Annotated in this window: 14 protein-coding genes; 7 read left to right on the plus strand and 7 right to left on the minus strand. The window is 73.5% G+C overall.

Annotation, left to right across the window (positions count from 1 at the left end; translation table 11 throughout):
- Positions 1-6: 6 nt before the first annotated feature.
- The 3 genes from ACIQVL_RS03775 to ACIQVL_RS03785 all read right to left on the minus strand — a co-directional run bounded on the left by ACIQVL_RS03775 (position 7) and on the right by ACIQVL_RS03785 (position 1692).
- Entirely contained in the window at positions 7-516 is a 510-nt protein-coding gene (locus ACIQVL_RS03775) for a TetR/AcrR family transcriptional regulator (protein WP_403431419.1), read from the minus strand.
- Between the two features lie 40 nt (positions 517-556).
- Positions 557-976 (minus strand): DUF4260 family protein, encoded by a 420-nt coding sequence (locus ACIQVL_RS03780; RefSeq protein ID WP_403474270.1) that lies wholly within the window; start codon positions 974-976, stop codon positions 557-559.
- A gap of 86 nt (positions 977-1062) precedes the next feature.
- Complete coding sequence (locus tag ACIQVL_RS03785) at positions 1063-1692, minus strand: TetR/AcrR family transcriptional regulator (RefSeq protein WP_403430752.1); 630 nt, start codon at positions 1690-1692, stop codon at positions 1063-1065.
- A gap of 68 nt (positions 1693-1760) precedes the next feature.
- Between ACIQVL_RS03785 and ACIQVL_RS03790 the strand changes: the two genes are divergently transcribed.
- The 3 genes from ACIQVL_RS03790 to ACIQVL_RS03800 all read left to right on the plus strand — a co-directional run bounded on the left by ACIQVL_RS03790 (position 1761) and on the right by ACIQVL_RS03800 (position 4776).
- Positions 1761-3347 carry an FAD-dependent monooxygenase gene (locus ACIQVL_RS03790; RefSeq protein ID WP_403474786.1) on the plus strand — a complete coding sequence of 529 codons (1587 nt, stop codon included), beginning with the start codon at positions 1761-1763 and terminating at the stop codon, positions 3345-3347.
- Positions 3348-3421: 74 nt separating this feature from the next.
- Positions 3422-4198, plus strand: coding sequence for a MerR family transcriptional regulator (locus ACIQVL_RS03795; protein ID WP_403474271.1), 777 nt, complete (start codon positions 3422-3424; stop codon positions 4196-4198).
- Positions 4195-4776, plus strand: coding sequence for a hypothetical protein (locus ACIQVL_RS03800; RefSeq protein WP_403474272.1), 582 nt, complete (start codon positions 4195-4197; stop codon positions 4774-4776). The genes ACIQVL_RS03795 and ACIQVL_RS03800 overlap by 4 nt, the downstream gene beginning before the upstream one ends.
- Here ACIQVL_RS03800 and ACIQVL_RS03805 read toward each other — a convergent pair.
- Positions 4763-6052, minus strand: a complete 1290-nt coding sequence (locus tag ACIQVL_RS03805) for an RNB domain-containing ribonuclease (protein WP_403474273.1) — start codon at positions 6050-6052, stop codon at positions 4763-4765. The two genes, ACIQVL_RS03800 and ACIQVL_RS03805, sit on opposite strands and share 14 nt — an antisense overlap.
- Before the next feature lie 273 nt (positions 6053-6325).
- Here ACIQVL_RS03805 and yaaA point away from each other — a divergent pair, with 273 nt between their 5' ends.
- Together yaaA and eda are read left to right on the plus strand one after the other, a co-directional pair.
- Complete coding sequence (gene yaaA / locus ACIQVL_RS03810) at positions 6326-7108, plus strand: peroxide stress protein YaaA (RefSeq protein ID WP_403474274.1); 783 nt, start codon at positions 6326-6328, stop codon at positions 7106-7108.
- Positions 7109-7181: 73 nt separating this feature from the next.
- Positions 7182-7802: a bifunctional 4-hydroxy-2-oxoglutarate aldolase/2-dehydro-3-deoxy-phosphogluconate aldolase gene (eda, locus tag ACIQVL_RS03815; protein ID WP_403474275.1), complete on the plus strand. Its 621-nt coding sequence runs from the start codon at positions 7182-7184 to the stop codon at positions 7800-7802.
- 1 nt (position 7803) lies between these two features.
- Here the strand turns inward: eda and ACIQVL_RS03820 are convergent, their stop codons facing one another.
- Genes ACIQVL_RS03820 through ACIQVL_RS03830 form a run of 3 tightly spaced genes read right to left on the minus strand, consistent with a single transcriptional unit; the run spans position 7804 to position 10635 of the window.
- Positions 7804-9036, minus strand: a complete 1233-nt coding sequence (locus ACIQVL_RS03820; protein WP_403474276.1) for a bifunctional RNase H/acid phosphatase — start codon at positions 9034-9036, stop codon at positions 7804-7806.
- A gap of 19 nt (positions 9037-9055) precedes the next feature.
- Positions 9056-9799: a zinc ribbon domain-containing protein gene (locus ACIQVL_RS03825; protein ID WP_403474787.1), complete on the minus strand. Its 744-nt coding sequence runs from the start codon at positions 9797-9799 to the stop codon at positions 9056-9058.
- The gene (locus tag ACIQVL_RS03830; protein ID WP_403474277.1) at positions 9796-10635 is read right to left on the minus strand and encodes a Nif3-like dinuclear metal center hexameric protein; all 840 of its coding nucleotides are present in this window, start codon (positions 10633-10635) and stop codon (positions 9796-9798) included. The genes ACIQVL_RS03825 and ACIQVL_RS03830 overlap by 4 nt, the downstream gene beginning before the upstream one ends.
- Before the next feature lie 187 nt (positions 10636-10822).
- Here ACIQVL_RS03830 and ACIQVL_RS03835 point away from each other — a divergent pair, with 187 nt between their 5' ends.
- Positions 10823-12037 (plus strand): hypothetical protein, encoded by a 1215-nt coding sequence (locus ACIQVL_RS03835; protein WP_403430740.1) that lies wholly within the window; start codon positions 10823-10825, stop codon positions 12035-12037.
- A gap of 96 nt (positions 12038-12133) precedes the next feature.
- A complete protein-coding gene (locus tag ACIQVL_RS03840) occupies positions 12134-12286 on the plus strand; it encodes a hypothetical protein (protein WP_403430738.1) in 153 nt (50 codons plus the stop codon).
- Positions 12287-12319: the final 33 nt, after the last annotated feature.

A 12319-nucleotide genomic window follows, 5' to 3' on the forward strand; every position in this document is an offset into this window, starting at 1 on the left:
CTTGCGCTAAGGGTGCAACGACTTCAGGCCCCGTTTCCATGCCGCGTCCAGGTCGGCGTCCTCCGGGAAGCGGCCGTGGATCTCCAGGACCACCATGCCGTGGGCGAACGCCCAGGTGGCGCGGGCCAGGTCCAGGTCGCCGCCGCAGGCCCGCAGTAGCGGTAGGGCGGCCCTGTCCTCCAGGCCGGCGGGCAGTGCGGCCCGCGGGAGGGGGCGTTCGGTGGCCAGGCAGTAGAGGTGGGGGTGGGCCAGGGCGTAGGCCCGGTACGCCTCGGACAGGGCCTCCAGGGAGTCGGGGTACCGGGACGCCGCCGTCTCCAGCGCCTCCGCCGACTCCTCCAGCATCTGCGCGGTCAGTTCGACCTCCACCGCGTGCTTGTCGGGGAAGTGCTTGTAGAGCGACGGTGCCTTGATGCCGAGGCGGTCGGCGAGGGTGCGCATGGTGAGGACGGCGGGGCCGGACTCCTCCAGCAGCTCCCGGGCCGCCGCCACGATCTCCCGCGCCCTCGGCGTCAGCCGGTCCGTCACGTGAGTCGCGTCAGTCACATGAGTCGCGTCAGTCACGCTGGAAGCCCTCCTTCGTCCGCAGCCCGTACCCGAAGGCGCGATCGTACGAGATGTGGGCCAGCCAGCCGCACAGGGCGGCGAAGGCCGGGGGCCAGGCGAACGGCCCGCAGGCGTAGGCCACCAGCAGCGCCAGCGGGACCAGCGCCCGGTGCATCGCGTTGTAGTACGGCACCGCGCGGGGCGGCAGCTGCCCCTTCGCCATCCGGGGCGCGTCGTCGAGGGCGACCAGGAAGGTGAGGTCCGGGAGGATCAGGAAGAGCAGGGCCAGGGTGCCGGCGAGCCAGCCGTGGTGCACGCCCTCCAGGATCGCGAACGCTGTCCAGAACAGGGCACCGGCCAGCCAGGCGGTGCGGCGGGCCACCGTGGTGGCGGTACGGAGGGAAGGGGTGACGTTCGTGGTGCTGGTCATGGCTGCCTCCAGGGGGCAATTCAGCTAACGCTGTTAGCCACAACGGTAGGGCTAACGGCGTTAGCCGTCAAGGGGAGGCGGGCCCGTTACCGCACCATCCGCTCCAGCGCGTCGAACGCCGCCCCCATCCGCTCCCGGTGGTCCTCGACGATCTCCGCGAACGGGTCGCCCGCCAGCTGGCGGCTCACGGAGGTGACGCACACCGAGCGGTACGCGGCCACGGTCACGGCGGCCACCAGCTGCGGATCGGCGAGCCCAGCTTCGGCGAGCGCCCCGGCCAGCGCCCGCTCCACCTCCTCGACCGCCTCACGGGCACGGGCCCGCAGCGCCGGCGAGTCGGCGACGACCGGCCAGAAGCCCCCGAAGTTCTCCCCCACACCGCCCAGCGGATGCCGCGCGTCGATGAACCGGAAGGCCAGGCGGCGCAGTGCCGCGAGCGGGGGCTCGCCGGGTGCGCGGTCCCGTACCGCACCGGCGAAGGCCGCGACGGCCTCCGGGATGCGGTCGAGGAACAGGTCCTCCTTGCGCGGGAAGTAGTTGAACACGGTCATCGCCGACACTCCGGCCGCCCGTGCGACCTCCGCGACCGTCACCCGGTCGAAGCCGTGCTCCCGGAACATCACCGTCGCGACGTTCGAGATCCGCTGCCGCGTCTCCCGCTTCTTGCGCTCCCGCAGGGACTCCCCTGGCCCGTCCGGCCTGTTTTCATCGATCACGAGAAAAACTATAGCCGCTCGAAAGTTTTAGTGACTACAGTGAAGTCATGAGCGAAAGCATCGAGAGCATGGCGACGGCAGACAGCAGGAACGGCAAGAACGGCAAGAACGGCACCGACTACGACGTGGTGGTGGTCGGCGGCGGGCCCGTCGGGCTCTTCCTCGCCGGCGAGCTGCGGCTCGGCGGGGCGAAGGTGCTGGTCGTGGAGCGGCTGGCCGAGGTGGACGAGACCATCAAGGCGGGCGGCATCAACACGGCCGGCGCGGTGAGCCTCTACCGGCGCGGGCTGCTGCCCGACCTGGTGGCGGCCTGGGAGCGGAACCGGTGGCGGTTGCGGGCCTTCCTCGGGGACCAGAAGCGGGAGCAAGGGGCCGACGCGCCCCGGACTCCCCCGAAGTTCGCCGGGCACTTCGCCGGGATCATGATGCGCGGCGACCTGTTCGACGACTCCGACCCGGCGTTCGCCGACATCGGCCCCGCCGACGGCGTCGGCCTCGGTGTTCCGCAGGTGGAGCTGGAGCGGATTCTGGGCGCCCGCGCCGAGCGGCTCGGGGTCGAGGTGCGCCGGGGCGTGGAGCTGACCGGCTTCGACGCCGGCGACGAGGCGGTGTCCGTACGCCTCGGCAGTGACCACACCGTCCGAACCGGCTGGCTGGTGGGCTGCGACGGCGGCCGGAGCACGGTCCGCAAGCTCGCCGGGTTCGACTTCCCCGGGACCGAGCCGGAGATCACCGGCTATCAGGCGGTCGTCGAGATGAGCGGCGGCGAGCGGCTGGGCGTCGGGTGGAACACCACCGACGTGGGGACGTACGTCAACGGGCCCTTCCCCGGCCGGATCCTCACCGTGGAGTTCGACGGGCCGCCCGCCGACCGCTCAGCGCCCGTCACCGCCGGGGAGCTGCAGGCCGCCCTGCGCCGGGTGTCGGGCGTGGACGGGGTGACCGTCCACGAGGTGCACTCCTCGACCCGGTTCACCGACAACGCCCGGCAGGCGAGCGGCTACCGCAAGGGCCGGGTGCTGCTCGCGGGGGACGCGGCGCACGTGCACTCGCCGTTCGGCGGGCAGGGGCTCAACCTCGGGCTCGGCGACGCCATGAACCTCGGCTGGAAGCTGGCCGCCGTGGTGCACGGGACGGCTCCCGACTCCCTCCTGGACAGCTACACCGCCGAGCGGCACCCGATCGGCGCCTGGGTGCTGGACTGGACCCGTGCCCAGATCGCGGTGATGCGGCCCGACCGGCATGCCCGCGCCCTGCGCCGGGTGGTCGCCGACCTCGCGCTGACGACGACCGGGACGACGTACCTCGTCAAGCAGATCTCCGGTGTCTGGCAGCACTACGACCTGCCCGGCGAGCACGCCCTCACCGGGCAGAGCACCCCTGACCTGGAGCTCTCCGACGGAACCCGGCTCGGCGACCATCTGCACGGCGGCCGGGCCCTGCTCCTCGACCTCGCGGACGACCCGAAGCTGCGTGCCCGGGCCGAGGGGTACGCCGACCGGGTGGACGTGCTGACCGTCGCCTGCCCCGGACGGCCGGAGCTGACCGCTCTGCTCGTACGGCCCGACGGGTTCGTCGCCTGGGCCGCGGACCAGGACGACGAAGGCGGGAACGGCCTCGACGACGCCCTGAGCCGCTGGTTCGTCGCCGTCTGAGCCCACGGGAGCCCACGGGAGCCCTCAGCCCGGCGGCTTGACCCTGCCGCGGCGTCAACGTCTGTACTGGTCCCATGCGGATCGGAGAACTCGCCGCCGCCGTCGGCGTCACCACGCGCACGGTGCGGCACTACCACCACCAGGGCCTGCTGCCCGAGCCCGACCGGCTCTCCAACGGGTACCGGGACTACACCCTGCGGCATGCCGTCGTCCTCGCCCGGATCCGGCGGCTGACCGAGCTGGGGCTCGGGCTCGCCGAGGTGCGGGACGTGCTCGCGGACGACGCCGGCAAGGACCTCGTCGAGGTGCTCACCGAACTCGACGCGGACCTCGCCCGGCAGGAGGCGGGGATCCGGGAGCGCCGGCAGCGGCTGCGGGCCCTGCTGGAGACGGGCGAGCTGCCCGCCGAGGGGCCCGTCTCGCCCGAGCTGGCCGCCCTGTTCGCCGCGACGGCACCGCGGTTCGCAGGCTCCCCGATGGCCGCCAAGGACCGCGAGGTCTTCGCCCTGCTGGAGACGGTGGCCGACCCGGCGGCCCGGGAGCGGCTGATGTCGCTGGCCGGGGCCATGGCCGGGTCACCGCAGGCGACGGCGCGGGCGCACGAGGTGTACGCGCTCCTCGACGCCCTCGCCGACGCCCGCCCCGACGATCCCCGGGTGGCCGAGGCCGCCCGGGTGATCGCCGCCGCCGTCCCCGCCGACGTGCTCCCGGAGCACGGCTTCGACCACGGGGACAGCTTCCTGCGCGCCCTCTACGCCGACCTCGCCCCGGCGCAGGCCGCGGCGATCCGCCGGGCGCTCGACCTCGCGACGACCGGCGCCACCGGGGACGCCACCGGGGAGGGACCATGAGGGCGACGTACGCGCTGCTCCGGCACGAGGCCCGGCTGATGGCGAGCCTGGTGCTGTGGGCGGCCCGGCGCACCAGCGGGACCGGGGTGCGGTTCGGGTACGCCAAGGGCCAGGGCGCGATGATGTCCGGGTTCGCCTTCATGTGCGTGGTCGAGACGGTCGCCGTGTCGGTGCTGCTGCGCAACTGGCCCGCCGTGGAGCGGGTGGTGCTGGTCCTGGACGTCTACACGGTCCTCATGGTCGTCGGCCTGCACACGGCGAGCGTGGTCCACCCGCACCTGCTGACTCCCGACGCGCTGCTCGTCCGCAACGGCGTCCGGCTCGAACAGCGCATACCGCTGGACGCGATCAAGTCCGTGCGCCGCGACACCCGTTACCTGCACGACAAGGCCGCCACCGCCGAACTCGACGTGCCCGTCGGCTCGCAGACCTCGGTGACCGTCGAACTGACCGAGCCCGTCGCCCACTTCACGCTGCTGGGCCGTCGACGCGAGGTGCGCGTCGTGCGCTTCCACGCGGACGACGCCCCTGACCTCGTACGGCAGCTCACCGCGGCCCGGGAGCTCACGCGGGCGTGAAACGGACCTTCGTGGTCCCCGGGTCGGCCTCCGCCAGCCGCACCGGCAGCCGCTCGCCCAGCGGAAGCGGGTCGGTCGCCTCGATCCGGCCTATGACCGCGGGCTGCTGCAACAGCACCTTCCCCACGGTCGGCCGGCGCGCCTCGACCTCCACCACGCACCCGTCGAAGACCTCCCCGACCCGGTCCTTGAGCAGGGCCGCCTCCACGATGTCGACGCACTCCCGCTCCACCGTGCCCGAGCGCCGCGCCCCCTCGGCCATCTGCTTGGGGAGCGTGTCCAGCGCCATCAGCACCCAGTCCGGCGGTTCCTCGCCGGCGGCCGCGGCCAGGCAGAGCTCCGAGGCGTAGCGGTCGGCCAGGCGGCGCAGGGGCGCGGTGCAGTGGGCGTAGGGGGCGGCGACGGCCGCGTGGGTGGTGTTCGGGGGGAGGACGCCGTCCCTGAAGACCGTGTAACCGGCGCCGCGCAGCAGAGTCGTGCACTCCTGGAGGAAGGCGGCGTGGCGGGGGCGGCGCGGGTTGAGGGAGCGGATCAGCGCGGCGTACGAGACGTGGTGCGGCCACTCGATGCGCAGCGCGTGCGCGGTGCGGCGCAGGCGGGCCACCGCGCCGTCGGGGGCGGTCGGGAGGGTGCGCAGGACGCCGGTGCCGTAGGCCAGCATCAGGTCGGCCGCGGCCATGCCGGTGAGCAGGGAGATCTGGGCGTTCCAGGCGTCGGCGGGCAGCGGCGCGCGGTAGGTCAGCTCGTAGGTGTGGTCGTACTCGACGATCTCCTGTTCGGGCACGTTGAGGGAGATGCCGCCGCGCGCCGCCTCCAGGCGTTCGCGGGCCTCGCCGATCTCCCTGAGCAGGGCGACGGGCTCCTCGGCGGTGCCCTCGTCGATCCGTTTCTGCACGCCCGCGTAGTCGAGCTTGGCCCGGCTGCGGACGAGGGCGCGGCGGACGTCGGCGGTCACGGTCCGGCCCTCCCCGTCCAGGTCGATGGTCCAGAGCACGGCCGGGGTGGGCTGGCCGGGCAGCAGGCTGGCCGCGCCCTCGCTCAGCACGGGCGGGTGCAGGGGGACCTTCTCGTCCGGGAAGTAGAGCGTGTTGACGCGGTGGTGCGCCTCGGAGTCCAGTGCGCCGCCGGGTACGACGAAGGCGGCGACGTCGGCGATGGCGTACCGGACGCGGTAGCCGCCGTCGTGCCGGGAGAGGTGCATCGCCTGGTCCAGGTCGTTCGCGGTGGGCGGGTCGACCGTGAAGAAGGGGATGTCGGTCGCGTCGTGGCCGGGCACGGCCGGGAACCTGGCGGTGCTGTCGGCCTCCGCGAGGACCTCGGACCGGAAGGTCTCGGGGACGCCGAGGTCGGCCCGGAGCGCGGCGAGCGCGGCCCGGAGGGGGCCTCGGGGGCACCCTTGACACGGATGTGGCGGCTGGGCATAGGACGAGCGTAGTCACATCGCACCGCTCCGGCGCTCTACGCTGGCGCGAAGCGTTGATGACGAGCGTCGGCGAACGCCGGCGGTGACGAGGCGCCGGTGCGGAGTCGTCGGTGAAGAGGAGTACGTGTGCTGGTCCTGCTGCCGCCCTCGGAAGGCAAGGCGTCGTCTGGGCGTGGTGCCCCGCTGAAGCCGGAGTCGCTGTCCCTGCCGGGGCTCGCGGCGGCGCGCGAGGCGGTGCTCGGCGAGCTGGTCGACCTGTGTGCCGGTGACGAGGAGAAGGCGCGCGAGGTGCTCGGGCTGAGCGAGGGGCTGCGCGGCGAGGTCGCGAAGAACGCGGCGCTGCGGACGGCGGGCGCGCGGCCGGCCGGGGAGATCTACACCGGGGTGCTGTACGACGCGCTGGACCTGGACTCCCTGGACGCGGCGGCGAAGCGGCGGGCCGCGCGGTCGCTGCTGGTCTTCTCCGGGCTGTGGGGCGCGGTCCGGGTGACGGACCGGATCCCGTCGTACCGCTGCTCGATGGGGGTGAGGCTGCCGGGTCTCGGCGCGCTGGGCACGCACTGGCGGGGGCCGATGGCCGAGGTGCTGCCGGCGGTGGCCGGGGCGGGGCTGGTGCTGGACCTGCGGTCGGCGGCGTACGCGGCCGCGTGGAAGCCGAAGGGCGAGGTGGCCGGGCGGACGGCGACGGTGCGGGTGCTGCACGCGCCGACACGGAAGGTGGTCAGCCACTTCAACAAGGCGACGAAGGGGCGGATGGTACGGAGTCTGCTGGCCGCCGGGATCGCGCCGGCCGGTCCGGCCGAGTTGGTGGAGGCGTTGCGGGAGCTGGGGTACGAGGTGGAGGCGGAGGCGCCCGCCAAGGCCGGGCAGGCGTGGGCGTTGGACGTGCTGGTGACAGAGGTGCACTGAAGCATCACCTGCATCATTGCAGCATGCGCAACGGCCTTTGCGTGCTCTGCATCGCGTCGGCAGGATGTTCGTCATGCCCACCTCCGTGCTGGATCTCGCGCCCGTCGTGCCCGTCGTCGTGATCGAGGACGCCGCCGATGCCGTGCCCATGGCGCGGGCGCTGCTGGACGGCGGGCTGCCCGTCATCGAGGTGACGCTGCGGACGCCGGCCGCGCTCGACGCGATCCGGGCCGTCGCCGCCGCGGTGCCGGACGCGGTGGTCGGCGCGGGGACCGTGCTGACGCCGGAGCAGGTGACGGAGTGCGTGGCCGCCGGGGCGCGGTTCCTGGTCAGCCCCGGCTGGACGGACGGGCTGCTGGCGGCGATGGCCGCGTCCGGGGTGCCGTACCTGCCGGGGGTGTCGACCGCCTCCGAGGTGGTGGCGCTGCTCGAACGCGGGGTGCGGGAGATGAAGTTCTTTCCGGCGCAGGCCGCCGGCGGCACCGCCTACCTCAGGTCGCTCGCCGGTCCGCTGCCGCGGGCCCGCTTCTGCCCCACCGGAGGGATCGGCCCGGACAACGCGCCGGAGTACCTCGCCCTCCCCAACGTCGGCTGCGTCGGCGGCACCTGGATGGTCCCGGCGGACGCGGTCGCCGCCGGGGACTGGGACCGGCTCCGGGAGCTGGCCCGGGGCGCGGCGGGGCTCAGGCCCTGATTCAGGGACGCAGGTGGGACGTGTCGTTGAAGAGCCGTACGCTCGCGTTGCCGTCCGCGTAGTAGGCCACCGCCGACAGCGAGGCCGCCGACAGTTCCATGCGGAACAGGGACTGGAGCGGGGCGCCGAGGGCGAGTTGCACGAACGTCTTGATCGGCGTGACGTGCGTGACCAGCAGGACCGTGCGGCCCGCGTAGGCCGCGATCAGCTTGTCGCGGGTGGCCGCGATGCGGGTGGCGGTCTCGGCGAAGCTCTCGCCGCCACCGGTGGGATGGGCCGACGGGTCGGCCAGCCAGGTGGTCAGGTCGTCGGGGTAGCGCTCGCGGACCTCGCCGAAGGTGAGGCCCTCCCAGGCGCCGAAGTCCGTCTCCTTGATCCCCTCCTCGATCGTGACGTCGAGGCCGAGGCGTTCGGCGACGGCCGCGGCGGTCTGCCGGGTGCGGGTGAGGGGGGAGGCGAGGATCGTCTCGATCGTGCCGCGGCGGGCGAGGGCCTCGGCGGCGCGCTGTGCCTGCTCCAGGCCGACGGGCGACAGTTCCGGGTCGGTACCGCCGCTGCCGGAGAAGCGTTTCTGGGGGGTGAGGGGGGTTTCGCCGTGGCGGAGGAGGACGAAGGTGGCCGGTGCGCCGAGGTCGGGGGCCGAACTCCAGCCGGGGCTCGCGACGTGGCTCGCGGCGCGGGTGTCGGCGGTGGTCCTGTCGGACGTCGTCACAGTGCCGGTGCGTGGGGGTTGCTCGCGCAGTTCCCCGCGCCCCTTGCGGGGCGCTGTCCTGCCGCCCGTATCCAGCTCGGCCGTCGACTCCGACGCCGACCACTGCTCACCCCGCTGACCCGCGTCCATCGCCTCGTTCGCCAGGCGGTCGGCGTGCTTGTTCTCGGCTCGGGGGATCCACTCGTAGGTGACCTGGTCCGCCGGGAAGACGCGGCTCGCCTCGGTCGCCAGGGGCTTCATGTCGGGGTGCTTGATCTTCCAGCGGCCCGACATCTGCTCGACGACCAGCTTGGAGTCCATCCGGACGTGGACCGTGGCGGTCGGGTCCAGGTCGTGGGCCGCGCGCAGGCCCGCGAGGAGGCCGCGGTACTCGGCGACGTTGTTGGTGACGACGCCGAGGTATTCGGCCGCCTCCGCGAGCGTCTCGCCGCTCGTCGCGTCGACGACCACCGCGCCGTAGCCGGCGGGTCCCGGGTTGCCCCGGGAGCCGCCGTCCGCCTCGACGATGAACTCCCTTGCCACGTGCGCCCCTTAAGTGTTCCTACAGACCCGACTCGGACGTGCGCACCAGGATGCGGCGGCAGTTCTCGCAGCGGACCACGGTGTCCGGCGCGGCCTTGCGGACCTCGGCCAGCTCGGTGATGGCGAGCTCCTGGCGGCAGCCCTGGCAGGTGCGGGCGTACAGCTTGGCCGCGCCGATGCCGCCCTGCTGCGCGCGCAGCTTGTCGTAGAGCTTGAGGAGGTCGGCCGGGACCGAGCCCGCGATGACCTCGCGCTCCTTGGTGACCGTCGCCGCCTCGGCGTCGATCTCGCCGGACGCGGCGTTGCGGCGGCCGGTGGCCTCGTCGATCCGGCCCTGGACGGCGCCGACCCGCTCGGTCAGCTCGGCGACCCGCTCCTGCGCGGACTCGCGGCGCTCCATGACCTCCAGGACGACGTCCTCCAGGTCGCCCTGGCGCTTGGCGAGGGAGACGATCTCCCTCTGGAGGTTCTCCAGGTCCTTCGGGGAGGTGACCGCGCCGGAGTCCAGGCGCTGCTGGTCGCGGGCGGCGCGCTGGCGCACCTGGTCCACGTCCTGCTCGGCCTTGGTCTGCTCGCGGGCGGTGTCGCTCTCCTCGGTCTGCGCGGCCACGAGCAGGTCGCGCAGCTGGGTCAGGTCCTTCGTCAGCGACTCGATCTCGGCGTGCTCGGGCAGCGACTTCCGCTTGTGCGCCAGCTGCTGGAGGCGTACGTCCAGGGCCTGGACGTCGAGGAGTCGGATCTGGTCGGCGGGCGCTGCGTTCAGTTGGGGGCTCCAAGGGAGGGAGAGTGGCTGGTCCAGGGGTCGGTGACCGTCTTGGAGACGTGCACGCGCAGGCCCCAGCCGTGGCGGTCGGAGATCTCGTCGAGCTGGGTCGCGGCCAGCTCGCACCAGGGCCATTCGGTGGCCCAGTGCGCCGCGTCGAGCAGCGCGAGGGGGCTTTGGGCGACCGCTTCCGACGCCGGATGGTGGCGCAGGTCGGCGGTGAGGAAGGCGTCCACCCCGGCGGCGCGTACGACGTCGAAGAGGCTGTCACCGGAGCCGCCGCTGACGGCGACGGTACGGACGAGGGCCTCGGGGTCGCCGGCGACGCGGATGCCCTGCACGGTGGCGGGGAGGCGGGCGGCGGCCCGGTCGGCGAGCTCGCGGACGGTCACCGGGTGGTCCAGCTCGCAGACACGGCCCAGGCCTCGACGGCCTTCCGGGTCCGTCGGGTCCGGGACGAGGGGGCGTACAACGCGCAGGTCCAGGGCGCCCGCGAGCGCGTCGGAGACGCCGGGGTCGGCGGTGTCGGCGTTGGTGTGGGCGACGTGCAGCGCGATGTCGTTCTTGATCAGGGTGTGGACGACGCGGCCCTTGAAGTGGGTCGCCGCGACCGTCGTCGTCCCGCGCAGGTAGAGCGGGTGGTGGGTGACCAGCAGGTCGGCGCCGAGCTTCACCGCCTCGTCGACGATGTCCCGAACAGGGTCGACGGCGAAGAGGACCCGCGTGACCTCCTGGTCCGGGTCGCCCACGACCGTACCGACCGCGTCCCAGGACTCGGCCCGCTCGGCGGGCCACAGGTTCTCCAGCGCGGCGATGACTTCTGACAGACGGGGCACGGGGAAAGGCTACCTGCCTGTTCCGCGGGGCCGTACCTGCTCGTCTGCCGCAGGCAACGCGCAGCACACCCGCCCCCGTTTCCTCAGGCGAATCGTCGAGTGTGCACCCGTATGTGTGAAGTCGTCGTCGGCCGGTGCCCCGTCTGTGCGTACGAAAACTAGCTTCGTGGCCGGAGGTGACCGAACGATGACGGCCTGTGCGATCGAACCCTCGGCTGCGGACGAGGAAGACAGCGCGCCGGGGGCGGGCTGCACCATCACGGTGGACGGGGCGTACGCGGCCCGGCTGGCCCAGCAGGAAGGTTCCTGGTACCCGGAGCGGTGGACGCTGGACGGCCCCGAGCCCTACGCCGTACCGCTCCCCGGAAACCAGCCGGAGGAGCCGGGCACGGAGGTGCAGCCGCTCGGCGACGGGCGGGTGCTGATCCGTCGCCTGGTGGACGGGCGGCACCACTTCGCCCTCCTCTATCCGACCGGTCCCGGCACCGGTGAGCTGCCGCTGGGCGCGGTGGAGTGCCCGGACGAGGGGGCCTCGCTGCGGCTGCTGCCGCCGGCGCCGGGGGGTGTGCTCGCGTACGCGCTCGCCGTGGGGCCGCGTTCCTCCGCCGTCTGGCTGGTGGCGGGCGGGGCCTTCGGACCGGAGCAGGTCGCGGTGGTGCCGGGGCGGTGTGCGGGCGGGGTCTGGCTGGACCGGGCCGGGCGGATGCTGGCGCTGGACCGGGAGCTGGGCGGGCGGACCAAGGCGGTCGTGGTCGATCTGGAGCGCGGCGGCGAGGTGTCGCCGCTGCTGCAGATCGCGGCGGACAGCGACGACCGGCTGCTGCTCGCCGACCCCGACAGCGGGCTGATCCTGGTCGGCTCGGACGCGCCCAGCCCCGGGCAGGAACGGTTGGGCTGGGGTGTCCTCGGCTCCACGCTGCCGGTGCGCTTCCCGGAGAGCCTGCGGGTGCCGGAGTGCCCGGACTGCGTGGTGACGCCGTTCGCCGTCCAGCCGGGGCAGGTGCTGGTGCCGGAGAACTGCGGGGTGGCGCTGCGGATCGACGGTGCGCTCGGCAGCTGGGTGGGGGCCTGGCGGCCCAGAGCCCGCAGGATGTGTCATCTCCCGGCGCCCGAGGGGTGGTTGACGGGCGCCGGGGTGTGGACGCAGGACGGGGTGCTGCGGCTGCCGTACGCCACGGGGGAGGTCCCGTGCGGCGTGGCGGCGGTGGCGGTGCCCTGGGGGGAGACGGGGGAACACGGGGGGCCGGGGGACGCGGGCCCGGGGGATCCGGTTCGGGACGGCACGGCTGCCGGGGCGTCGGACACGCCGGGACAGTCGGCGGAACCGGATCCTCCGGGACCTGTCGTGGCCCGGCCGGTGCCCCTCCAACAGGCGCCACTTGCACGGCTTGTAACGAACTAGTAGCGGTCGGCGTGCCCGCCTGGATTCGCCCCGTGGTGGGCCGGTTAGACTCGCCGCGCTGTAAGAAAGATCATGTTGACGGGGTGAATTCTTCCGATGAGCGACGCCAGCACGTCCCAGCAGCTGTCCGCCGAGGCCCAGGAGACGGACGGTCACGGCAAGCACCGTGGTCACGTCTCTGCCCAGGACAGCGAGACGGCCCCCAGCGGCCGGCACCGCAGGCCGGAGCCGGTAGAGGCGGCGGCCTGACGGTAGGCAGTAGGCAGGAGGAGGGGCCCGCCG

Origin of the sequence: Streptomyces sp. NPDC090499 (genome assembly GCF_044769305.1) — a bacterium.
Taxonomy (GTDB): Bacteria; Actinomycetota; Actinomycetes; order Streptomycetales; family Streptomycetaceae; genus Streptomyces.